This window comes from Paenibacillus sp. GYB004, assembly GCF_036577605.1.
Classification (GTDB): Bacteria; Bacillota; Bacilli; order Paenibacillales; family NBRC-103111; genus Paenibacillus_AB; species Paenibacillus_AB oceani.
This window is the reverse complement of record NZ_JARBDB010000064.1, coordinates 93979-117706: the sequence shown is the minus strand read 5'-3', so window position 1 is coordinate 117706 and position 23728 is coordinate 93979. Positions and strand designations below refer to the sequence as shown.

Here is a 23728-nt window from a genome sequence, read left to right as displayed (position 1 = left end):
CCGGAATCCCTTGATTGAATAAGGATTGTAAGGTGGGGGATTCCAGACAAAACTCGCCAGAAGGTAATCTTTTCCCTTTCCACTTGGTTGTCCATAATGAATCGACAGCCTCGATTGTATCCTCTATTTCTCATAAAGTTCGGTTATCCCGCGCCTATCGCCATAATTAAGAGCTTCCAACCGCTCTTATACGCCAGGGAATCGACTTTTTCCGAAAAATAAGAGCCGCAAAAGACCTTTATTCAGTCGCCGAGGCTCCTTATAAAGTTAACTCAGACGGCAGTCGCGGCGTTTCCGGGAGCAACCATACACGTAGCGCAGCACATACTGCTTAGGTAGACGGATCCCGGTCACGCTTCTCTTTCAGCCAGCGAGGAGCTCCTTTGTTTTTACGGTCGCGATCCCGCTCGCCAGCCCGCTCTTTGCCTGCGGCGGCCGGTCTCGGCGGGACTGACTTTTCCCGCTCGTTCCGCAGACTTGCGGCGCCAAGCGAACGGAAACCGCCGGTTGTGGAACGAAGCGACGCTCCTTCCGCCGGAGACTTCCGCACAACGGCAGATTCCGGCTGAGCGACGCCGGAAGTCCGCCCGGCAGCAGGCTCGCGCTTCTCCGCTTTTCCGCCGGGACGGTTCTCGGACACGCGGGCCTCATCGCCCGCCCCACGGCTCCGTCCTCCGGACGTCCGCTCCTTCGTCCCTGTCCGTTCGGCGCCGCTGCGAACCTCGTGAGGCTCGACCACTTTCCCCTTGTACATCGCCTTCTGCTGGATGACGATGCCAAGCTGCTTCTCGAACTTGCGGATAATGAACATTTCCTGCTCCGTAACGATCGAGACGGACCATCCGCTGCGTCCCATCCGTCCGGTACGTCCCGCTCTATGCACGTAATGATCGGCATCCAGCGCCGGCTGAAGATGGAAGACATGCGTCAACCCTTCGATATCAAGCCCTCTGGCGGCGACATCGGTCGCGACCAGCGTGCGCAGCTTTCCGGTCCGGAACTTGGCCAGCAGTGTCGTCCTCTCCTGCTTGGGGGCGTCGCCGTACAGGGCGTCCGCCGACAGTCCTGCATGCTGCAACTTGGCGGCGACTTCGGCAATGATGTCCAAGTCGTTGACGAACGCCAGCGACGATTTCGGATCGTACAGCCGGACCAGCCTGCGCAGCGTATCGACCTTGTCGCGTTCCTGACAAACGAAGACAATATGCTCGATCCCGCCAGCCGTCCGCTGTTCCGGGTCGATATTCAGCTCCAGCGGCTCCCGCATCCATTTGCCGGCCATCCGGCGCACCTCGGCGGGAAGCGTCGCGGAGAAAAACAGCAGCTGCCGGTCGCGCATCGCACGATCGACCACTTCCTCGGCTTCCTTCGCCCCGCCGAGCGCGAACATCTGGTCCGCTTCGTCGATGACGATCGTCCGGACCAGATGCATCTTCACTTTCCGTAGCCGGATCAGCTCGGCGACCCGTCCCGGCGTGCCGACGACGATATGCGGGTGCTGCTTCAGCCGGTCGATCTGACGATTGATGGCGGCTCCGCCGATCAGTGCCAGGCTGCGAATTCCTTCCGGCGCTCCGTACTTCTCGATCTCCGCGGCGATCTGTACGCCGAGTTCCCTCGTAGGCGCCAGCACGACCGCCTGCAAATCTTTGTTCGAAGCATCGATCCTCTCCAGGATCGGCAGCAAATAAGCGAGCGTTTTGCCGGTTCCCGTCTGCGATTGCCCGAACAGGTCGCGTCCTTCCAGAGCGGCGGGGATCGCCTCCTCCTGGATCGGCGACGGCTCGACTATGCCGTACTTGGCTAACGTTTCGACAATGGTTTGACGGATGCCAAGCGATTCGAACGTCGATTTCATTGCGATAGTCCCTCATTTCCGGTAATCGTTTCGTATTCTCAAACTATACCATATGTCGAGGATTGTCCCAAATCCGATTATGAATATCCCCGTTCCGGTTAATCTTCTTCGTTTCTGCCCAAAATAAGGGTGCGCATCCGCTGTTTCCCGGGAATAAAGATGCCTGTAAAACCTATACCGGGGCGGAACATCCGGTCGTTCGCGACATCGAGGGAGGAGGTCAAGTCCGTGTTTAGAACGTATATAAGATCGAAACCGAACTCCGGACCGGCTGGCGGCCAACGCAGCGATCCTATCGACAGCGATCTGCCCCGGACGGGGCTATCGTCAAAACTCGATGAAAATATGGACATTCTGAAAGCGGTCTACGCCGATTGCGCGGATGTCGTCTTCCACCCGTTCCGGATCGGCGGTAACGGAAACGCCGTGCTTATCTATACGGATGGCCTGACCAATACGGGGCTGATCGATCAGCACGTGCTGCTTCCTTTGATGCAGGTCGAGCCGGATAAGTTCAAGGACGAGCTACCTATCCGGGACCTGTTGACTGTAGCGCATACGACGGAAGTGACCCGTTTCCCCGAGCTGTTCGGGCAAGTGTCGGGCGGCAACCCCGTTCTTCTGACCGATGGCAGCGATTCGGCGACGGCGCTGGCGCTCGCCCAATGGGAAAAGCGGAACATCGACGAACCGATGGCCGAATCCGTCGTCCGCGGCCCCCGAGAAGGGTTTACGGAAACGCTGCAGGTCAATACGTCGATGCTGCGGAGACGAATCCGCAGTCCCAAGCTCAAAATGAAGCCGATGTCGATCGGACGTTATACGCAAACGAAGGTCGTCATCGCTTATATCGAAGGGATCGCCGACCCCGGACTCATTCACGAAGCCGTTACCCGGATCGAGCAAATCGACATCGACGGCGTCCTGGAGAGCAACTATATCGAGGAACGGATCGAAGACAACCCGCTATCCCCTTTCCCCCAGCTAGCCACGACGGAAAGGCCTGACGTGGCCGGGGCCGCTCTGCTGGAAGGACGCGTGGTCATTATGGTCGACGGGAGCCCGTTTGCTTTGATCGCACCGACGACCCTGGCCGCCCTGCTCCAATCTCCCGAAGATTATTACCAGCGGTATACGATCGCCTCGGCCATCCGGTGGCTGCGATTTTTCTTCGTCGGCGTCGCGCTGCTCGCCCCGTCCCTGTATGTGGCGGTGGTGACTTATCATCAGGAAATGATTCCTTCCCAGCTGCTGCTGACTCTCGCCAAATCCCGCGAGGAAATTCCTTTTCCCGCGCTGATGGAAGCGCTGCTGATGGAAATTACGTTCGAAGGCTTGCGCGAAGCGGGCGTCCGGCTTCCGAAGCAGGTGGGGGCCGCCGTGAGCATCGTCGGCGCTCTCGTGATCGGTCAGGCCGCGACGGCTGCCGGGCTCGTCTCGTCGCCGATGGTTATGGTCGTCGCGATTACAGGGATCGCCTCATTTATGATCCCTCATTTTTCGATCGGGATTTCGCTTAGACTCCTCCGCTTCCCGATTATGATTTTGGCGGGCATTCTCGGTTTGCTCGGCCTGATGCTTGGAGTCGTCATTATATACATCCATCTGTGCTCGCTTCGATCGTTCGGCGTTCCGTATCTTTCGCCCGTCACCCCTATGAACAGCCGCGGCCTGAAAGACGTACTGCTGCGCGTGCCGCATTGGATGATGGATACGAGACCGAAGTTAACCGGTGCAGGCAACAAAAGCAGAAGACAGCCTCCGGGACAAAAACCGGAGCCTCCCGAAGGAGAGGAACGCTTGTGAATACGGCCGTATTCGGCTTTGGAGGGGTTGGAGCAGGGCGGATCGTTCTGCTTGCTTTACTCCTTGCGGCAGGGTCCCAGCTGACCGGCTGCTGGGACAGAAAGGAAGCCAACAGCTTAGGGATTATCATGGCGGCCGGCATCGATAAAGCAAGCGACAATCTTATTGAAATCACCGTTCAGGTGTACAATCCGAGAGCGGACGGCGGCAGCCAGTCGGGAGAAATCAAATCCGGCGGAGGAGGCTCCGATGCAATTGTAGTAAGGTCCGAAGTCGGCTCGACGATAGCCGATGCAATGTCCAAGATGCAGGAGAAGTTTTCCCGGCGCATCTTTTGGGGACACGGCGAGCTTTTTATCATTAGCGAGGAGGTAGCCAGGGACGGCGTGCGCAGCCATCTCGATTTCCTGATCCGTAATCCGGAGCTGAGAGACAATGCCGACATTTTTGTGAGCAAAGGTCCGGCAAAACAGATTCTGAGCAAGCAGCCCGCGCTGGAGCGGAACGCTTCGGAAATGCTTCGACATCTCGCGCAGCTTCAACTCGGGATCAAATCTACGATTATCGATTTGGCTCAGATGCTGGCCGACGAAGCCGGTGCGGCCGCCCTACCGATGATCGACCTCGTGAAACCCGTCAAAAACGAGGGAAATCTGGAGCTGATTCCTCATATGGGGGGAACTGCCGTATTCAAGGAGGATAAAATGATCGGAACGCTAGACGACAGCAGCACCCGGGGACTGATGTGGGTCCGAAACGAAGTCGATTCGTCGACGGTTACCGTAACGCCAGCCCGCTCGGATCGCGGCACCGTCTCGATCAAGATGATCCGCGGCAGCACGAAGCTGATCCCGCAAATTAAGGGAGGACAGTGGATGATCCGGGTGAAATCGTATACGGTGGGCGATATCCTGCAAAATACGACCCAAATTGATTTTTCCGATCCCCAACTCATCGTCGAGCTGGAGAAAGATTTCAGCGAACATATGAAGGCCCGGTTTGAAGAAACGATCTCCACCGTGCAGAAGAAAATGAAATCGGACGTTTTGGGCTTTGCGGAAGCTTTCCACCGCAAATACCCTGCCGAGTGGAGGAACGCGAAAGACGGCTGGGCGGAGCGGTTCTCACAAGTAAAAGTAGACATAGACGCGGAGGTTAAGATTCAAAGGAAGGGTCTGTCGGGTGCGGGAACCATCAGGCCGCCACAGGAGGTGCGTCATCCATGAACTGGGGTGCGATCGTAGGGGTCAGCCTGGTATCGGCTGCGATTTATCTCTTCGAGCGGCCCCATCGGCACCGTTACCGGCGGAAGGAACGGATCGCTTTCGCGGCGTTGGTATGGGCGGGCTGGGGCCTTGCCGTCCTGCTGCTCGCTTTCCCGGATCTGCCTAATCCGATGGGTATGGTCGACATTATGTTCAAGCCGTTCGGGAAATACCTTCAATGACCCGAACCGGCATCTCCCCCGTTTACGGGATGGGTACAGGCGTGGGAAAGAGGGATGAACCTTGATCGAGAAAGGGAAAATATCGGCTTTTCAAATGGCCGCGATGCTGTACTCCATGCCTGTGGCTACCGGGATCGTCCTGCTCCCGGCCATTACGGGGAAGCATGCAGGGCGTGATCTGTGGCTGTCGCCGGTCGTCGCTTCTTTGGCCGGATTTTTGCTGGTCCTGATCGGTTATCGCCTGAACAAGCTGTACCCGAACCAGTCCATTATGCAATACAGCATAAGTATAGCCGGACGTATTCCGGGGAAAGCGCTCGGGCTAGTGTACCTGCTGTTTTATTGGCTGCTCGGCGGCGCTGTGGTCAGGCAGTATGGAGAATTTATCGCCGGAAATTTCTTTTTCAAGACGCCGATGATCGTCATCATGGGGGTTACCGTGTTCGCCTGCGCATTGGCGGTACGCGGAGGTGTCGAAGTTTTGGGCAGATGCTCGCAATCGTTTATCATGCTGCTCGTCGCGATGATTGCAGCCGTTACGGCCCTTCTTATTCCGGAAATGAAGCCGGGGCATATGCTTCCCGTCATGGAGAACGGGTTCTTCCCTGTGCTGAAGGGTTCCTTTTCCCCGATTGACTGGTTTTCTTCTTATTTCGCCATTTTCTTTTTGCTTCCGTTTCTGAATGACGGAGAGAAAGGAATGAAATGGGGAAGCATATCGGTTGTCGCGGTACTACTGACGATGATCGCTACGAATCTGACCGCCTTGTTTCTGTTCGGGGATATTACGGCTACATTGACTTATCCGCTGATGGTCGCAGTCCGGCAGATCAGCATGGTCGGATTTATCGAGCACGTAGAAGCGGTCGTTATGTCGATCTGGATTCTGGGGGCGGTCGTCCAAATCTCCATGCATTATTACGTTCTGGTTTTGGGCACCGCCCAGTGGCTGGGTTTGGACAACTACCGTCAACTCGTTTTCCCTGCCGGTTTTTTGCTGTTGCTGATGAGTATGTGGGCGGCTCCCGATTTGCAGCAGCTTTCGTATTATCTCGGAACGTCTTTCGTCTTTTATGCGATAGCCGTCAGGCTCGTTATACCGCTGCTGCTGTTTGCCGTCGCTTCCGTCCGGAGCAGACGGGGGTAACGTTAGCCGGAACGGCGCTCGCATATTTGAAAAACCGTCGGGGAACCCTGACGGTCCTTCGGCGTGCAAGCCCATTCGTAAACGGGCGGAAGGCAATGGTACCTTCGCTCCGGCCGCTTTCGGGGAACAACCCGGCTTCAGGTGCAGCCCGTAATCAGTTTTCTTGCGATCTGCGATCAGGTCGTTTTCATCTCGCTTTAGCACGTGAAAACTTATACTTTCTGCTATTTCAACAAAAAGCATGAGTAGAAGCGGCAGCCCGAAATTCGCAGCTGCGACCTCTCCCATGCTCTTATGCAAACACTCTGCCGGGCTTAAGCGAGCCCCATCATTTGCTTTACTTTTGCCAGATCATGCTCCAGCCGCTCGTAAGCCGGAAACGGAGCGTGACATTCCAGCGTCACCCAGCCGGCGTAGCCGGTCTCCTTCAGCGCGTCGAACAACGGCTGATGATCGGCATCCCCTTCGCCCAGGCGGCATTGCAAAAACTTCTCCTGGCCGTGCTTCGTCAAGTTGACGAACGTACCGGGCGTTCCGGTTGCATCCACCCGCTTCTCGTCCTTGACGTGGACGTGGAACATCCGGTCGCCGAGGCCGATGACGGAGTCGCGTCCATAATCGGTATCGGTAATGTACATATTGCCTGCGTCGTGAATGAGGCCGACGTTGTCTTCCCCGACCTGATGAACCAGGCGCAGACTGGATTCGACCGTCTCCGCCAGCGAAATGTTGTGGATTTCCAGCACAATTTTCCGCTCGTGCTTCTTCGCTTCCACCGCACACTTTTTGAGCCAGTAGGCGGATTTGGCGTAATGATAATCCTGCGCCAGAAAAGCGTTCGGGCCGCCCGCCACGACGCGGATCATCGTCGATCCGAGCGTCAAGGACGCCTCGAGAATGCGCTGAAAATCGGCGAACGCCTGCTCGCACTCCTTATCGCTTGCGGTAGAGAAGCTGCCCATATATCCGGCGAGCACGGGAATTTCCAATCCGAGCCCGTCGGCCACGCTGCGAATTTCCTTGATCCGCTGAACGCTGGTCGAAGCCGACAGATGAGGCTCCCGCGCAGCGATTTCGAGGCCGTCGAAGCCGAGCTTTTTCGTCAGTTGCAATGCTTCCTGGATACTATGATCGATTAAAACGCCGCTGAATGCCGCGAATTTCATTTCGTCTGCTCCTCCAATCGGTATACGAGCTCCCCGTCTTTGTACGTTTGCAGCAGCCGGACGCTGGAGCCGTCCCGCTCGAACAGCACAAGATCGGCCGGCGCCCCGACGGCGAGTCCCGCACCGGACGGCAGCTTCATGAACTGTCCCGGTATGACCGAAGACATGTCCCAAGCATCCGCCAGACTAGCCAAGCCGTTTTTGAGCACATGCTCGATGCCCCATAGCAGCATTTGCGCCGAGCCGGCCAATATTTTCGGGTTGTGCGCCGTATGGAGCCGGCCTTCCTCCGTCTTGACGACTTTGCCGCCGACGTGAGTCATATATTCCCCGGCCGGCATGCCGGACAAATAGACGGCGTCGCTGACCAGCATCGCCTGACGGCCCTTCGTCTTAAAGACGACTTTTAATACCGCTTCCGGCAAATGGAAACCGTCGGCGATCACGCACGTCCACAAGTCGTCTTCCGCGAGCTGCTCCCAGATATAGTTCGGGTGGCGCGGCAGCATCAGATGCGACCCGTTGCCGAGGTGCGTCGACATCCGCGCTCCCGCGCGGACCGCTTCGCGGATCTGCTCCGGCGTCGCCGACGTGTGGCCGATCGAGACCGTCACTCCGCTCGCGCTGCACTTGGCGATGAATTCCGCGCTTTCCGGCCATTCCGGAGAGAGCGTCAATATTTTGATCCGTCCGCCTGCGGCGCGCTGCCACCGCTCGAACAGCTCCCAATCGGGAGCGCGTACGTACTCCAGCCCGTGCGCGCCTCTCGCACCGTCCTCCGGCGAAATGAACGGACCTTCGACATGGATGCCCGCGACCATCCGGTTCGTATGCGAATCGTTGTCGCACGCCCGCGCGATAATACCGGCGGCTTCCTCGATCGCTTCCGGCGAGTTCGTAATAATCGTCGGATAATAGGCGGTGACGCCTTCCTGCCATAAGGCGCGGCTTACTTTCGTAACCAGCTCGGTCGAGAAAGGCAGCGTATTGAAATCGTCGCCGAAATATCCGTTGATCTGCAAGTCGACAAGTCCGGGACCTACGTGCGGCAGAGCAGCCGCGTCGGCCGGCGCGAACGGCTCGAGAGCGGCGATAACCCCGTCGCGGACCGTAATCCGGACCGGCTGTCCGCTCGAATAATGAATCCCTTCGATTATTGCGCTTTCCCCTATCGCAGTCATATTAATCACTCTCCGTAAGAATCGCGGTCTACGTACAACGTGCACTCCGGATGTCTCCGCAGCACCGTCGACGGGCATTCCGTGGAAATATCGCCGCTGAGCGTCCGTACAACGGCGTTGCGCTTCGTCGGTCCCGGCACCATGCAGTACAGATAGGAGCCCGACATCATCGTCGGAATCGTCAGCGTCAGCGCGTGAGTCGGCACGTCGCCGAAGGACGGGAAGCAGCCGTCGTTCACTTGCTGCTGGCGGCAGGCGTCGTCCAGCTCCACCGCTTTAATGACATGCGGATCGTTAAAGTCAGCGACCGGAGGATCGTTAAACGCAATATGGCCGTTCTCGCCGATGCCGAGGCAGACGATGTCGATCGGCGCTTCGCGGATCAGATCGCCGTAACGTTTGCATTCCGCTTCGATCGAGCTTGAGCTGTCGATCAGATGTACCGTGCCCGGTTTCACTTTATCGAACAGGCGCTCGCACAGAAAACGGCTGAACTTCTGGGGGGCATCGTTCGGAAGCCCGATATATTCGTCCATATGGAACGCCGTAATGCGCGACCAATCGATCTCCGGATCGGCGGCAAGCGTATCGAGAAACTCGTTTTGCGACGGAGCCGCCGCAAAAATCATCCGGATACCCGTTTTTTTGCCGAGCAGCTCCTTGATTCTCGCCGCCGCCGCGCGGCCGGCCGACATCCCGAGATCCTGCCGGTTCGCATATACGTTCACTTTCAAATGATCTACCGTTTCCGCCTTAACGGGTTGTGGCTGCAAGCCCATGTCAATCTTCCTTTCGAATCAATTGTTGGATTGCATTCTTGATGATGGACTCCAGCTCCGGATCAAACGCAGCCGGCAAAGCAAAGTAAACGAAAGAATCTTTCCCTTCATAGCCGCCTTCGGCCACTTGCGACGCTGTAGGCACATATCCGACCATACCGTTGCTGTATCCCATCGCCAGCGTTTCGCCTCCGCTTAGCTGCTTCGCATACGCTCCGTATTCCAGCACGACTTCGCCGTCCATGGCGAGATAAGCGAGTCCCTGGGCCAGCGCGATCCGGTTCACCTGGAACGGGATAGACGGCCGCAGTATCTCCGGGTGGCGGCGCAGCTTCTCGGACCACTGCTGCATATGACCGCCTTTCCCGGCTGCCTCGTCCAGCTCCGCCTCCGATGGCAGCGGCTGGAACGGCAGCTCCACTACTACGCGGCTGCCCGATAAGGGCGCCTGATCAAGCGTCTTCATCGGACCGTCCAGCACGCGCTCGACCTCGTCGGCCAAGCTGCGGCCGAACCGCATCACCTCTTCGTCGTGCCCGCTGTAAAACTTGCCGTCCCGGTGCAGCGCCGGGCGGATATTGCCGGCACAGCCCTGCAGAAACGATACGACCGCTCCGCAGCCGAGCGTCGCTTCCAGACGTTCCGCGGCAACCCCCGGGTAGTCCGAATTGATGAAGTTATCACCGGTTGTCGTCGGATGGCACGTATAATGGATAAATACCGCTTTGGTCCCCCCGTCGTCTTTGCGGAAACGGACCACATTCACTTCAGAATCGTACAGCCCATCCGGATTCGGCGCCATCGTCATCTTGTCTCCGGCCATCTTGCGCCGGTTAATGCCGATATAGCTTTCTCCCTTGCCCTGCTCGGCCGTTACCGGCTCGAGATTCGCAATCGCGGTCTCGACCGCGGCGAACAGCTGCCGCTCCAAATCATTCAAATAATCGTCGTCCGTCAGGCCGAGGATGTCGCAGAAGCTTGCGCTCGTCTGAGGTCCTCCGTGCGTGTGCTGGGCGCTCAAGATGACGTCGGACGGACGGATGCCGAACTTGCTTTCCAACGTTGCGCGGATATAGTCCATCCGCTCCCCGGGCCACCATATAATGTCGCCCATCCCGATCAGCACCCGGCGCGTCTCGCCGCCTTCCGTCTGCTCGAATACGTTCATTCTCGCAAACAGCCTGCGGTTAATGCCGGCATACGGCCCCTTCCGGTGGCCGTAACCGGCCAGCGGTATCGGCGATGCCGGGGTAATGTCGATCTTCGCCGTTCCTAGAAGAAGCCGACCTTCCGTACCCGCGCCTTCGCTCATCCCGACACCTCTTCCAGTCGGATCGGCGCACCGGACTTGGACGATTCGTATATCCCCTCGACCAGTTGAACCGCGCGCAAGCCGTCGATCCCTTTCAGGTACAGCTCCTTGCCCGATTCGATCGCATCGATGACGTTCTCCAACTGGATTCGGTGATTGACGTGCGAAATGCTGCGGGGATCGGACACGCCTCCATAATTCGTATTTTCCCCGAGGTCCGGCTGCTCGACGCCCGGTACGGTCCAATGGGTGATCGCAGAGCCCTCCAGCTTGATCGAGCCTTTTTCGCCATACAGGTTCAGCGCGGCTGCGAAGCCCGGCTGGATGCTGGTCGAAGCCATGATCGTACCGAACGCCCCGTTCTTGAACGTGATGAGCGCAAGCCCGATATCCTCGGCTTCCATCGTATGAGTCTGGGTCGCCGTTTTGCCATAAACGGTCTCCACCGCTCCGCCGAACCAGAGAAGCAGATCGATCGAGTGAATGCCCTGGTTCATGAGGGCGCCGCCGTCCTGGTCGATCGTTCCGCGCCAGTCGGCACTGTCGTAATAAGCCTGCGTACGATAAAACGGTAGCGATACTTCCACGAGCAGCAGCTTCCCGAGCGCGCCGCTGTCCAACACTTCGCGCACCGCCGCGTGCTGCTTCTCGAAGCGCCGCTGGGAGATGACGGAGATCGTCACGCCTTTTTGCTCCGCGGTGCGGATCAGCTCCAGCGATTCCTTCGTATTCATGGCAATCGGCTTCTCCACGACCAGATGTTTGCCCGCGTTTAATACGTCGAGCCCGATGGTCGCATGACTGCCGCTCGAGGTCGTTACGCAGACGATATCGATGTCCGGATTGGCGAGCAGCTCTTTGTAGTCCGTGGCATAGCCGCAGTTTTCTTTCTCCGCGAATGCTTTCGCGCGGGCTTCCGTCCGGTTCGCCACGGCAACCAGCCTGCCTCGGCCGATCTCCTTAATAGCCGCCGCATGAAAATCTGCAATCGAACCGGTTCCGATAATGCCGAATCCCCAAGTTTTCACCCGATACCCTCCTATACGATAGTTCAAATAGTATCAAACGAATCCGTGTCCCCATGGATATGGGTTTATTTCACCGGGAAAGCTTCGTTCACAAGCACGCGAAGCGCTTCCAGCGTCATCCGGGAGCCGGCCGCCTTCGTGCCGCCTTCCGGCAAGTAATGCGTCTCGATCGTGAACATGCCCGTATAGCCGTCCTCGGCCAGCGCGCGCAGCTGTGCAATGAACGGAACGTTGCCGGAGCCGACCGGCACGCAGCGGGAAGTTCCGTCCGGAAGAACGTAGGCGTCTTTAATGTGAACGTGTGCAAGAACGTCTTTAACGAGCCCGTAACCTTCCGGAAACGCCGGTCTGCCGCCATACGCTTCGTTGCCCGGATCCCACAGCACCTTCATCGCCGGTGAGGCAACCGCACGTACGATCTTCGCTACTTCCTCGGCAAATCCGCCGTTGCAGGAAGGCTCATTTTCCTGAAGCAGCATGATGCCTTCCTTCTCAGCCACAGCCGCCGCTTTTTTCATATGAGCGACAATGTCGTCAAAATAAAGCTCTGGCTCGTTCTCTCTCCAGAAAGAGAAAATGCGGATGCTGCCTGCTCCGAGCTGCTTGGCGATCGCGATGACGCGGCGAAGCTTCTCGTGATGCGCTTCCACGCTTTCCTCCGCTTGCCCGAACACGTCGCCTGACGCTACCGGACGGGTCGGATCGAGCGCGCATTTGTAGAGCGGGGACGCGATCGCCGTAACGGTCAGCCCTCTGGCCTCGATCTGGCTGCGAACCGCCGCAACCTGCTCGTCCGTCATGTTCGCGATATTAACGCCGTCCACGACCCGCACCTCGATATACTTCAAGCCTTGCTCCACGATCCAATCGAGCGATTTGGAGAAATTATCCGGATACACTTCATCTGTCAATATGCCTAACCGTTCCAATACCAAAACCGTTCTCCCCTTTCGATTTCAGCGCGAAACGCTACGAACGTTTGCTTGCCTGCAGCGAACCGCACCTTTCCAACTATAACTATACCAAGGTTAGGGCGTGATGTGTTGATCTTTCTTACGATTCGGTTATACTTTTTTTTCGTTCAGCTTCCTAATCGCACCTGTATTATAGTTGTATCTAACAGATGACGTCAACAGAATAATGAAGTCGCAAGCCAGCCTCGTAGAAAGCTTCTCCCCATTCCAATTATTCGTTATAATAAATGAAACTAAGCAGAACGGAAGATTCCTATGAGACGTGACAACGAATTCCGCTATTCCCGGCTGGCCAACATGCTGAGAGAGCAAATCGTATCCGGATATATTAAGCCGGGCCAGTTCCTGCTGTCCGAGAACGAACTGTGCAAATATTACGGCATGAGCCGCACTTCGGTGCGCAAATCGCTGGAGCAACTTCACAAGGAAGGGCTGATTGTCAAAAAGGTCGGACAAGGCACGATCGTCTCTCCCGATTTCGTCCCGTCCCCCGGAGAGAAGCGCACGCTGCGCATCCTGGCCACTTCCCCTTCCCATTATGTGGATAACTGCCTGGGCACGATCATCGAAGCGTTCCAGGCCCGGTATCCGCAAATTGATGTGAAGCTGCTTCATTTCCCGAGCTTCAACTTCTGGGACTGGCAAAGAACCGGAGCCGAGCTCGGCGTCCGTCCGGATCTGGTGCTGGTAACCGACCGCAGCTTCGCGGAGTCGGACCGGCTCGATCCGTTTATCGATCTGGGAGACAAGCTACCCGGCCTGCTGGACGGCTTCTACCCCCGAATCGTCGAACCGTTTCGTCACGAAGGCTTCCTCCGCGCCCTTCCCGTTACGTTCTCACCGGTATACCTGGCGTACAACCCCCGGCTGTTCCGCCGGTTCGGCGTGCAGGAGCCGCATCCCGGCTGGAGCCGGGAACAGCTGATCGAAGCGGCCGGCCAGCTCACGAGAGACGAGGACGGGGACGGCGTTACCGATCTGTACGGGTTGTCGCTCTCTTCGTTCCCGAGCCGCTGGCCGGTCGTCGCCTTGCAAAACGGCGTGAAGTTCGACGCTACGACCAGCCGTGAGAGCATCGTCGAGACGCTGAAGCTGTTCCGCGACGTTTTGCACCGCAAGCGGATCGCCACGCTGTATCAGCCGTACCGCTCCAAAATCAATCTGCACGCCTTTCTTCGTGAGAAAGCGGCTATGGTGCTTACGACCTCGATCGAGATCGCGGGCTGGCGGAGCGAAGGTATGACGTTCGAGGCCAAAGTGGCGCCGCTGCCCTTCGGTCCGGTCAAATCGACCCTGCTCGTCGCCAACGCTTTTATGATTCACAAGGATAGTGACGATCCGGAACTGGCGCTGGAGTTTTTGCGGATCGCCCTGGACCCCGGGCTGCAGACCGAACTTGCCCGCGATACCGGCTTTATGTCCTGCCTGCCGGATGTTAATGCGGCCGTCTGGAACGAGCGTCATCTCGAATCGCTGAACATTACGGGCCGCCATATCGAGAACGGCTATTTCCTGCACGAGCTGTTCGCCGATTCCCATCGGCTGGACGACCTCAGCGGGGAGATGGAGCTGTTCTGGGCCGGATTGGAGCAGGCGGAGCCGCTCGCCGACCGGATCATCGGCATTTTGTCCGGAGCGACTTAATCGGCATTTATTCGACAACGCAATTCGACAATCCCAAGCTTCCGGTTCCGGAAGCTTTTTTAGGTTTTCACCGCAATTTCTCGCGTTCCGCCCAGCCTTAGGTCTCATCTCCCCCCATCTTCTTCCAATACCCGCCCGTCCCTGGTCCCCCCTTCCCGGCCATATGTAGGACATTTTCTTTATAATATTTGACAATCGGAAAAGGAGTACGCGCTCCCATGTCGAATACAGGACTATGCAACTATTGCGAACATTGACGAAAATAGCGAAGGTGGGATTTTATGAAGGGAACATTGTCGAAATTGCTCTCGCATTTGTCGAATTTCTGGAACAAGGCGAGAAGCGGCATGTCCTCTGCCGACATCCAGAGCACGGGCAGAACGTACAAAATGAAAAATCCGGTTAAATCGTTAGGCGTCAGACTGTTTCTCATCTTCTTCGCCAGCATCGTTTCCATGGTTCTTGTAGTGGGTATTTTATCCTACCAGATATCGAAGGGCGTCATTAAAGACAAAGTGGCGGACGCTTCGCATGAGACGATCGTCCAGGCGACCGACAAGGTCGACTTCCTGCTGGAAAGCCTGGAGAACATAACGGTTCAGATCATGTCGGACGAAGTCGTCTCTGACAATATGATAAAGTACAAAGACAAGACGCTGTCCAATTTCGATAAGCTGCAAACCGGCCAAGCGGTCAACAACCGGCTCAAAAGTTACGTGTTGTCCAATTCGAAGCTGGCCGACGTCCATATCGTCCCGTATGCTCCCGACGTAACCGATACATACCGCACGATTACAACCCTGAAAGACGACGTCTATACGACGCCTTGGTTCCAGGAGATCAAAAACGGGGACGGCCGGATCACGTTCCTCGGCACCAGCAAAGCCGGCTACGCCGCATCGGCCAACACGTTCGCCGTAGCCCGCGTACTCCGCAACATCAAGTCCGGCACGATCGAAGGCATTCTGATTCTGGAAGTGAAGACCAGCGCCTTGAAAGACGCGCTCGGCACCGTCTCGATCGGCGAAGGAAGCGAGATCCGGATCGTCGGCAAAGATAACAAGATCGTCTACTCCGAGAAATCGGAAGATATCGAAGCCGCCTACCGCGTCGATCTGGCCGCCCGCATCGATTCGACCCAGGTCACGTCCGGCACTTTCGATACCGAGATTGAAGACAAGCATTACTTGGCCGTCTACGATCCGATCTCGAAATCGGGCTGGTATGTCGTAGGAGCCGTTCCGGTAGGCGAACTCGTCAAGGACGCCGAGCAAATCTCCAAAATTACTGTGATTATGGTCATCATAGCCGCACTGCTCGCCATCTTCGTCGGTTATGTCGTCATCCGGCTGATCGCCCGCCCGATCGTCGCCATCCGCAACCTGATGATGGAAGGCGCAAGCGGCAACCTGACCGTCCGCACCAAAAATACCGGCAGGCAGGACGAGATCGGCCAGCTGTCGGTCAGCTTCAACCAGATGATGGAGCAGATTACGAGTCTCGTCTCCCGCACGAACATCTCCGCGAAGGAGGTGCTGGGTACGGCGGCCGAGCTGTCCGACGCATCGAAGAAAACCGAGCAGGCCGCGAAGGAAATCGCCGTGGCCACTGAGGAAATCGCAAGCGGCGCCTCCTCACTCGCCGTCGAGGCCGAACGGGGCAGCGACTTGACCGGCAGCATCAGCCAGAAAGTCGGACACGTCGTCGACGCCAACGTTCTCATGGAAGCGGCAGCGGCGGAAGTGCAGCAGGCGAGCCGCAAAGGAACTTCGTATATGACGGAGCTCATTACGAAAACCGGCACGACGGAAGACATGATCCGCTCGATGGCCGACAAGGTCGAGAAGCTTCAAGAGAGCACAAGCTCGATCCGCAAAATATTGGAAATGCTTAACAACATTACGAAGCAGACGAACATTTTGTCGCTGAACGCCACGATCGAAGCCGCAAGAGCGGGAGCAGCCGGCAAAGGCTTCATGGTCGTCGCCGACGAGATTCGCAAGCTTGCCGACCAGTCGAAGCAATCGATCGACGTCGTCGCGCAAATTACCGAACGGATTCAGTCCGAGATGAAGGAGACGGTCGATGTTCTGTCCGAAGCTTATCCGATCTTCCAGGAGCAGATCGCTTCGGTTAAGGACGCCGACGGAATCTTCAAACAGGTGCAGCAGCAGATGGACGGCTTCGCCGCCAAGCTGCAGGAAGTCACCCTGTCCGTACAGGAGCTCAAAAATTCGCAGGTCGTCCTGTCCGACGCGATGAGCAACGTCAGCGCTGTAGCCGAGCAATCGTCGGCCACATCGCAGGAGGTCGCTTCCCTCAGCACCGAACAGCTTAGCATCAGCGGCGGGCTCGTCCGGTTGTCGGATAAGCTTGAGGAGTTGTCCGATTCGCTGAAGGAATCGCTCAGCAAATTCTCGATCTGACCGTCCATGGAGACCGGACCGGACAACCGGCGCGGCCCCTCCAGACAACAAGACGCCTCCATCCCTTTGATCACCGGGGATGGGGGCGTCTTTCGGTTTCAGGTACGTTTGAAATCGGGCGGGCGGATCGCGAGCATCACTTCTTGAAGCCGGAACCGGATTCGGGGGCGGATGCGGGGGCAGTTTCCCCCTCCGTCTGCGTTTCGAACCGGGCTACTCCCAGCTCCTCATTCGTCCAGGGAGTCGACGGAGACGAGCGTTTCACTTCGCCGATCGTAATGCCCAGCATCTTCTCCATAATCGCTTGTTGATACCCGCTGATCGCCTCGATGCTTTTGATCAATCTCCGCTCCGCCTTATCGTCGCCGGAAGCGCCGGTATCGGCGTCGGCCACCGTTTCGATAATACGCGCCATCGCCCGCTGGCTGCGGGCAAGCGACTCCAATATGTCGAGCTTCATCTCCCTCTGCCGCTCCAGCCAGCTCATTCCAGCGTATCTCCCAGTCCGCCGAACAGACCGCCCATATCGCCAAACGAGCTGTCTTCTTTTTTATTCAAGACGACCTTCAAGTTTTTGGCCAGGGCGTTCTCCATCTTGGTCAGCCCGTCGATCAGCTCCACGAACTGCTCATGCATGTCGAGCGGTTTCTTAAGCTGGTCCTCATGGCTTTCATAACATTTATGGTTGAGATGGACGCATATCCAATCCCGGGACTTCTCCGCTTCGTTGGCTTTCGCTTCCAATATAAGCGAGATGTCATGCTGCATTTTAGCCGACGCCTGCAGCATCCGCAAAAACGACTCTGCTCGTTCCACCCTTCTCCCTCCTTCCCGACTGCAAGGCTGCGGATCGTCCGGATTGTCCGGTTCGTCTGATACGTCCCCTACTCTTCTTCCTGCGGGGTCATTTCCTTCACAACCAGCTCCAGATGATCGCCGATCGCGTCCGCCAAATCAGCCAGGCTGTTCAAATAAGCGGTAACGCTTTTCGTCAGATCGATCGAATTCGACGCGATCATATCCGCCCCCTGAAATTGAATCGTTTCATTAGGCAGCGCCGTCACGACATGGGCCATATTAAATATCGACTGCCGCTTCGCTTCCAGCATACGGGCCATTTCGCTGTGCGACTTGGCCATATGGGCAATGATGGACGTTACTTCCTGATCCACCGGAACACCTCCCTGACCGTGACTTACTTCCTCTTATTTTATGATCGGACCCGGGGGTTGGTGCACATCCGGCCGCTTCGAGCCGGGCAATTGCCGCAAAACCGTCTATCTGTCTCACGGGTCCGGGATTGACTCAATAGTAGCTTCTTTTGTAGTGCAGCAGCGGCGGGCTCGCCCACGGATCGTACCGGACCAGCGCCTTAACGTCGTTATCCGGACGGACGAACAGTCTTCCGTCCGAATTCAGCATCGATGCGGCAAACGAAAACGTGCTGTTGGATATGGCCGTCAGGTGGCAATGGGACAGCAAGTAAAAATCCGGGTAATAGTCCGCCTCCGGAAACGGCTTCTCGTATAATCCGGCCGATACGACCGGATCGAACTCGGCGAAATCCGCGATCACTTCGGGCAAGCTGTCGCTCGCCAAAAACAGAACCGGCCGGTCCAGTCTGCCCCAGACGCTCCGCAGCCATCTGACATACCAGTTGGACGGCGCTATGAAAAACACGCGATTTTTCTCCTTTTTCCGGTACCGGTAATAATCGCCCCTTCTTATATGAATCCCGACGATCGTCCTTCCTTTCTCCTTCAGCCGCTCCAGCCCTGTCTGCAGCTCCTTCCGGATCGGCGGTACGGGCTGGAACAACGACTGAAAATACGGGCGGTATGGGGCAAGATGCTGGGTATCGAATTGAAAATAACCTTCGAAATTAACGTTCACAAATCTCGGCTTCGGCGCGGACAGCAGCTGAGCCAGCCGGGTCTGTTCCTGCTCCGCGACGACAGGCCAGGCGCGGCTTATGAAAGGATCGTTATGCCCGAACAGGTAACGGCCGATCCAATCGGACGTTTCCGTCCGGAGCCTGAACCGTTTCGCATACAGTTTGAGAAACGCGTATTGGAACAGCTTATTCCCGAAGCGCCCCCTGGTGCCGAGATTAGCCATAGCGACGACGGGCCGTGGCGTTAGCATAAGTCCTCACCTCCCGATGGGCGGCAGTTGATTTTCCTTCGGCCGGGGCAAATCGGAAGCCGGCAGGTAACCGGCCGGACTGATTCAGAATATTCTATTAAACGGGCGGAGGTGAACATCGGCATGGAGAAAGCAACCATCGTAGTCGCGGCGTTTAACCGCAAGCAATCGTTGGCCCGGTGTCTTCAGGCATTGTCGAAAGCTCAGTATGAAGACCTTTCGCCAAGGCTGATCATCAGCATCGACAGTGGCTCCTCCAACAAGGACGTGCGGGAGCTGGCCGACCAATTTCATTGGAAGCACGGTCCGAAAACGGTTATTTATCAGGAGCAGGAGCTGGGCCTCAAGCGGCATATTCTTGCCTGCGGAGAGCTGACCCGGCGATACGGCCCGATCATTCTGCTGGAAGACGACATATTCGTTTCGCCGTTTTTTTACAGTTATGCCGGTCAAGCGTGCAGCTATTACCGTGACGATCCGAGAATCGCCGGAATCTCGCTGTATTCTCCGCGCTACAACGAAACCGCCAAGTCGGCGTTCGAGCCTTTGCAGTCCCGGCACGATGTGTTTTTCGGCCAGTTTCCGTCCTCCTGGGGGCAACTGTGGACACCGGAGCAATGGGCTTCGTTTGCCGCCTGGTACGGCGACGGGGACAACCTGGACATTCGCACCGACGACCATCATATTCCTCCGAACGTCAGGAAATGGTCCCGTTCCTGGAAAAAATACTTTTATAAATACATGATCGAGCAGAACAAATATTTCGTTTATCCGTACATCTCTCACAGCACGAACTTCGCCGACCCCGGGATTCATGTCAAGAAGCCTACCCAGCGGTACCAGGTCACTTTATCGTACTGCGGAGAACGGACGTACGCGTTATGCCCGCTCGACGATTCGGGGGTCGTGTATGACGCTTTTTACGAATTTACCGGTCTGGGCAAACAGTTCAAAGAGCCCGTCCGGACGAACTTATCCGTCGATTTATGGGGGACCAAAAGCAAAGACGCCTACAGCAGATTCGTGCTGACGACACGGCGTCTGAACTGCAAAGTGCTCGCCACGTTCGGCAGCTCGATGATTCCGCTCGAGGACAACGTGCTGCAGAACATGACCGGCGACGGAATCTATTTGTACGACATGCAGCGCAAGCAGCGGTGAGAGCTCACCTTGCCCGTTGCGACTACAGGAGGGACGACACGTATGCCGGTGCCGGATGACCAGTTTTTGACCGTAAGGCAAGCCATCTCGAAGATTAAAGACGCGCTGGAGCACCAAAAGCCGTTCTCGCTCGTGAGGGTCGGCGACGGCGAAAATGTCGTGCTGGCCCAGGATTCGGTAATGACGGTGGAGGAGGTGCTGAAGATCGAATGGGCCAAGCTCGCGAACAAAGGGCAAAAAGGCGTTACGCTGCCGAACCTGAAGCTTCGGGACGAGATGGCCGAGGCGATCAACCGGGCCGATCTTGTCGGCATTCCGTTTTGGCGGGACGACCCGATCCGGGCTCCCCAGCATTTGAAGCGGCCGCTTACCGAAGAGACGTTCCGGCAGCTTAAGATTGAACCGAAGGAAGTATGTCATACGTTCGTCAACCGCGTCTTTGCGCAAAAATCAAAGTTCTGGAAGTTGTTAAAAGGAAAAAGGGTGCTGCTGATCAGCTCTTGGGCGGATAAAGTGAAAAAAATCGTGACCCGGCGCCCGTACGACCTGAACGTCCCGTTTACGATCGAATTTACCCACTACAACCAGATGGATGACGTCCTTGCAACCGTATTGAAAAAACAGGATCAGTTCGACGTCGCCCTCGTGTCGTGCGGAGTGAATGCGGTCGTATTGTGCCCGCGGATCGCCGAGCAGACCGGCAAGGTCGCTCTCGACTTCGGCAAATCGCTGATGTTTATCGTAGAGCGCAAGGCGGGACTCGAGCATTCCTCCGACCGGGCGAACAAGAAGATGCTCCAGTAACGCGGCTCGCGCCGCCTGCTTCCCGCTGCGTCTGAGGACAGGGCGCCGGCGGCGGTCCCGACAACCTTGCCGCCCCCGGGTCCGCCGCTGCGCCCGCCCGCCGCACTTCCTCCTTAAAGACCGGCTGCAGTCATTCCGGCCGGCCTGTCATATGGTTTTCGCTCATATACCGGTTCGCCTGCAAATAACGAAGTACACGCTCCACGGATTCATCCGGCGTAAGCTTGTCGGTTTCAATCGTTATTTCCGGGCGGACCGGAGGCTCATACGGAGCGGAGATGCCGGTGAAGTCGCGGATTTCTCCGGCTCTTGCTTTTTTATACAATCCTTTCGGGTCGCGCTTCTCGCATTCGTCGATCGGGCATTTGACGTACACTTCGATAAAATCGTCTTCCGTGAACAACGACCGCGCCAGCCTGCGGTCTTCCCGGTACGGGGAAATAAACGCCGTAATCGCGATATGGCCAGCGTCTGTAAACAGCTTCGCCACCTCCGATATGCGGCGAATATTTTCTTTCCGGTCCTCCGCGCTGAACCCGAGGTTGCGATTCAGGCCGTGCCGGATATTATCCCCGTCCAGTACGTACGAACGGCAGTTCAGGTCGAACAAACGCCTCTCCAGCTCAAAGGCCAGCGTAGATTTCCCCGATCCGGAGTACCCGGTCAGCCACAAGACGCAGCTCCGGTGTCCGTTAAGCTCGCAGCGGTCGCTTCGCGATATCCGGGGCGTGTGCCAGACGATATGTTCGGCAGCCGTGTTCATCTCGTTCACCTCCGTCACCAAGCCGTTTCGGTTGCTTGCTCATGTACACATGTACACATGCACTCATGTACTCATACCTTCGATCAAAATCTTCGCAACCTCCGGTCTGGAAAATTCCGCCGGCGGGCAGATCCCGTTCTTCAGCATGGCGCGAACTTTCGTCCCCGACAAGTGCAGATGAAACGCCGGATCGTGCGGACAAGTTTTGCTCGTCGCCATATTGCCGCACCGCGTGCAAAAAAAACTGTGCTCGAAAAACAACGGCACGATGTCAAGCTCCTCCCTGCCAAAATTGCGGAAGATATGCTGGGCTTCGTACGTTCCGTAATAGTCGCCCACGCCGGCGTGATCCCTGCCTACGATAAAATGGGTGCAGCCGTAGTTTTTTCGCACCAGTGCATGAAATACAGCTTCCCGCGGGCCGGCATACCGCATCGCGGCGGGAAACACGCCGAGCATGACGCGCCCGCCCGGGTAATAGTTATCCAGCAGCGCCCGATAGCTGCGCATGCGGACGTCTGCCGGAATGTCATCCGGCTTCGTCTCCCCGATAAGCGGGTTGAGGAACAGGCCGTCCACGGTTTCCATTGCGCATTTCTGAATATATTCGTGCGCCCGGTGCACCGGATTTCTCGTCTGAAACCCGACGACCGTACTCCAGCCTTGATCGGCAAACCGCTTGCGGGTCTCGGCCGGCGTATAGCAGCAATCCGGGTATCGGCTGGCGGGGCGGTTCACCATCTCGATCGGCCCTCCGATATAGACGGACGGACCGGACAGCAGCTGCCGGACGCCCGGATGCGCCGGGTCACCGGTTTTATAGATGCAGCGCGCTTCCTCCAGCGGATTCGCCGTATAGATGCTGGCAACCGTTAACACCGCGTATACAATCCCGTCCTGTTCGCCGATCAGCGCGACCCGTTCCCCGGCCGCCAGCCTCGCCGCGTCTGCTTCGGACACCGCCAGAGTTATGGGGAGCGTCCACACCGTGCCGTCGGCAAGCCTCATCCGGTGCAGCACCGAATCGTAATCGTCCTGTCCGAGAAATCCGGTTAATGGGGAAAACGCCCCGATCCCGATACATTCGATATCGGAGACCGTCCGCGCATTCACGTATATTTTTTTCCCGAGCTCCGCAAGCCGCAGCAGCTCTTCCCGGCGGGGGCCGGATGCCGCCCGGTTGACCAGCGTTCCGCCGTGGGGCTGGATCGTACCCATCGCATTCACCCTATTGTTCATTTGTCGGATTCCCCCAACCGGTTCAACAGGTTCGCCTTGCCCCATTCGTACAGCTTGATGTCGAGCCCGTTCATCTCGGCAATCCGGGCGATCTGCGCCCCGGTGGGCCGCTCCTCCCCGGGACGCCCCGGGGCGACGTTCCGGTTCCGGTATGGCGTATCGCGCCAGCCGAACTGCCGTCTCATCCATGACAAACTGTCGTCGAACATGTCCGTAATGCCTACAACGGAAAAATACCGGCTCAAATTCGCTTTCGCCAGTTCCAGATCGGGACAATCCGGGGAGTATTGCCCGGCTGCGTAACGGGTTTGCGTATTGAAGGTCCGATTTAAAAATTTCTCGTCCGTACTGCCGATGTAAAAATCGAGATCCCAATTCCGCTTCTCCAGCTCCGCGCTTATATAGGGGTCATGCCTGGGCCATCGTTTCAAATAGTAAAACTCGGACAACACCCGTTCGACCGGGTCCCGCAGCATCGTCGCATACGTATACGGCTTCGTCAGTTGCTGATGATGGGTTCCGAACGGATCGTGTCCGATAATACACCGGGTCTGTGCGGTAAGCCTGTCTTGTTTGCCGTAGCCGTATTCCCGGTAGGAACGGTATACTTGTCCCGGTTCATACTGATCGAGAATAAACGTGCGCATCGTCGAGCCGGCCGTTTTCGGAATATGCATCACGATGACAATCGAATCCGCCTCTCTGCCGTCTTGTTCCATCCTGCTGCACCCTCCCTGCCGCTGAATAGGTGAATCGTTACTCCCGCTCGTAAATCCTATGCAGAAGAACGAAAATCCGCATGGACGTGTATCCAGCGAAATGAAGATTGGACCGGCGGATGAGACTTC

Annotated in this window: 22 protein-coding genes; 8 read left to right on the top strand and 14 right to left on the bottom strand. The window is 57.0% G+C overall.

Features of this window, described 5'->3' with window-relative positions; all coding sequences use genetic code 11:
- Positions 1-331 precede the first annotated feature (331 nt).
- Positions 332-1858 (bottom strand): DEAD/DEAH box helicase, encoded by a 1527-nt coding sequence (locus tag PV433_RS28925; protein WP_332075475.1) that lies wholly within the window; start codon positions 1856-1858, stop codon positions 332-334.
- 345 nt (positions 1859-2203) lie between these two features.
- Here PV433_RS28925 and PV433_RS28920 point away from each other — a divergent pair, with 345 nt between their 5' ends.
- The 4 genes from PV433_RS28920 to PV433_RS28905 all read left to right on the top strand — a co-directional run bounded on the left by PV433_RS28920 (position 2204) and on the right by PV433_RS28905 (position 6258).
- Positions 2204-3664 carry a spore germination protein gene (locus tag PV433_RS28920; protein WP_332075495.1) on the top strand — a complete coding sequence of 487 codons (1461 nt, stop codon included), beginning with the start codon at positions 2204-2206 and terminating at the stop codon, positions 3662-3664.
- The gene (locus PV433_RS28915; RefSeq protein ID WP_332075474.1) at positions 3661-4890 is read left to right on the top strand and encodes a Ger(x)C family spore germination protein; all 1230 of its coding nucleotides are present in this window, start codon (positions 3661-3663) and stop codon (positions 4888-4890) included. The genes PV433_RS28920 and PV433_RS28915 overlap by 4 nt, the downstream gene beginning before the upstream one ends.
- A complete protein-coding gene (locus PV433_RS28910; RefSeq protein ID WP_332075473.1) occupies positions 4887-5111 on the top strand; it encodes a hypothetical protein in 225 nt (74 codons plus the stop codon). The genes PV433_RS28915 and PV433_RS28910 overlap by 4 nt, the downstream gene beginning before the upstream one ends.
- A 61-nt stretch (positions 5112-5172) precedes the next feature.
- The gene (locus PV433_RS28905) at positions 5173-6258 is read left to right on the top strand and encodes a GerAB/ArcD/ProY family transporter (RefSeq protein ID WP_332075472.1); all 1086 of its coding nucleotides are present in this window, start codon (positions 5173-5175) and stop codon (positions 6256-6258) included.
- A 314-nt stretch (positions 6259-6572) separates the two neighbouring features.
- Here the strand turns inward: PV433_RS28905 and PV433_RS28900 are convergent, their stop codons facing one another.
- From PV433_RS28900 to PV433_RS28875, 6 genes are all read right to left on the bottom strand, one after another.
- Positions 6573-7424 carry a sugar phosphate isomerase/epimerase family protein gene (locus PV433_RS28900; RefSeq protein ID WP_332075471.1) on the bottom strand — a complete coding sequence of 284 codons (852 nt, stop codon included), beginning with the start codon at positions 7422-7424 and terminating at the stop codon, positions 6573-6575.
- Positions 7421-8605: an N-acetylglucosamine-6-phosphate deacetylase gene (locus tag PV433_RS28895; protein ID WP_332075470.1), complete on the bottom strand. Its 1185-nt coding sequence runs from the start codon at positions 8603-8605 to the stop codon at positions 7421-7423. The genes PV433_RS28900 and PV433_RS28895 overlap by 4 nt, the downstream gene beginning before the upstream one ends.
- 5 nt (positions 8606-8610) lie before the next feature.
- Positions 8611-9384 (bottom strand): glucosamine-6-phosphate deaminase, encoded by a 774-nt coding sequence (locus PV433_RS28890; protein ID WP_332075469.1) that lies wholly within the window; start codon positions 9382-9384, stop codon positions 8611-8613.
- Between the two features lies 1 nt (position 9385).
- Complete coding sequence (locus tag PV433_RS28885; protein ID WP_332075468.1) at positions 9386-10696, bottom strand: neutral/alkaline non-lysosomal ceramidase N-terminal domain-containing protein; 1311 nt, start codon at positions 10694-10696, stop codon at positions 9386-9388.
- Entirely contained in the window at positions 10693-11724 is a 1032-nt protein-coding gene (locus tag PV433_RS28880; protein ID WP_332075467.1) for a Gfo/Idh/MocA family protein, read from the bottom strand. The genes PV433_RS28885 and PV433_RS28880 overlap by 4 nt, the downstream gene beginning before the upstream one ends.
- Before the next feature lie 65 nt (positions 11725-11789).
- A complete protein-coding gene (locus PV433_RS28875; RefSeq protein ID WP_332075466.1) occupies positions 11790-12659 on the bottom strand; it encodes a sugar phosphate isomerase/epimerase family protein in 870 nt (289 codons plus the stop codon).
- A gap of 294 nt (positions 12660-12953) precedes the next feature.
- Here PV433_RS28875 and PV433_RS28870 point away from each other — a divergent pair, with 294 nt between their 5' ends.
- Both PV433_RS28870 and PV433_RS28865 read left to right on the top strand, forming a co-directional pair.
- Positions 12954-14342 carry an extracellular solute-binding protein gene (locus PV433_RS28870; RefSeq protein ID WP_332075465.1) on the top strand — a complete coding sequence of 463 codons (1389 nt, stop codon included), beginning with the start codon at positions 12954-12956 and terminating at the stop codon, positions 14340-14342.
- A gap of 281 nt (positions 14343-14623) precedes the next feature.
- Entirely contained in the window at positions 14624-16768 is a 2145-nt protein-coding gene (locus tag PV433_RS28865; protein WP_332075464.1) for a methyl-accepting chemotaxis protein, read from the top strand.
- A 136-nt stretch (positions 16769-16904) separates the two neighbouring features.
- Here PV433_RS28865 and PV433_RS28860 read toward each other — a convergent pair whose 3' ends face one another.
- The 4 genes from PV433_RS28860 to PV433_RS28845 form a co-directional block, all read right to left on the bottom strand.
- A complete protein-coding gene (locus tag PV433_RS28860) occupies positions 16905-17255 on the bottom strand; it encodes a hypothetical protein (protein ID WP_332075463.1) in 351 nt (116 codons plus the stop codon).
- Entirely contained in the window at positions 17252-17584 is a 333-nt protein-coding gene (locus PV433_RS28855; RefSeq protein ID WP_190924430.1) for a restriction endonuclease subunit S, read from the bottom strand. Before PV433_RS28855 ends, PV433_RS28860 begins: the two co-directional genes overlap by 4 nt.
- A gap of 68 nt (positions 17585-17652) precedes the next feature.
- Positions 17653-17940, bottom strand: a complete 288-nt coding sequence (locus PV433_RS28850) for a nucleoside-diphosphate sugar epimerase (protein ID WP_190924428.1) — start codon at positions 17938-17940, stop codon at positions 17653-17655.
- A 133-nt stretch (positions 17941-18073) separates the two neighbouring features.
- Positions 18074-18913 carry an alpha-1,2-fucosyltransferase gene (locus tag PV433_RS28845; protein ID WP_332075462.1) on the bottom strand — a complete coding sequence of 280 codons (840 nt, stop codon included), beginning with the start codon at positions 18911-18913 and terminating at the stop codon, positions 18074-18076.
- Between the two features lie 123 nt (positions 18914-19036).
- Between PV433_RS28845 and PV433_RS28840 the strand changes: the two genes are divergently transcribed.
- Both PV433_RS28840 and PV433_RS28835 read left to right on the top strand, forming a co-directional pair.
- On the top strand, positions 19037-20074 hold the full coding sequence (locus PV433_RS28840; RefSeq protein ID WP_332075461.1) for a glycosyltransferase family 2 protein: 1038 nt from the start codon (positions 19037-19039) through the stop codon (positions 20072-20074).
- Between the two features lie 42 nt (positions 20075-20116).
- Complete coding sequence (locus PV433_RS28835; protein ID WP_332075460.1) at positions 20117-20878, top strand: GT-D fold domain-containing glycosyltransferase; 762 nt, start codon at positions 20117-20119, stop codon at positions 20876-20878.
- Positions 20879-21008: 130 nt separating this feature from the next.
- Here PV433_RS28835 and cysC read toward each other — a convergent pair whose 3' ends face one another.
- From cysC to PV433_RS28820, 3 genes are all read right to left on the bottom strand, one after another.
- On the bottom strand, positions 21009-21641 hold the full coding sequence (gene cysC, locus PV433_RS28830; RefSeq protein WP_332075459.1) for an adenylyl-sulfate kinase: 633 nt from the start codon (positions 21639-21641) through the stop codon (positions 21009-21011).
- Between the two features lie 63 nt (positions 21642-21704).
- Positions 21705-22859: a sulfate adenylyltransferase gene (sat, locus tag PV433_RS28825; RefSeq protein ID WP_332075494.1), complete on the bottom strand. Its 1155-nt coding sequence runs from the start codon at positions 22857-22859 to the stop codon at positions 21705-21707.
- A 17-nt stretch (positions 22860-22876) separates the two neighbouring features.
- Positions 22877-23599, bottom strand: a complete 723-nt coding sequence (locus PV433_RS28820) for a sulfotransferase family 2 domain-containing protein (RefSeq protein ID WP_332075458.1) — start codon at positions 23597-23599, stop codon at positions 22877-22879.
- Positions 23600-23728 lie beyond the last annotated feature (129 nt).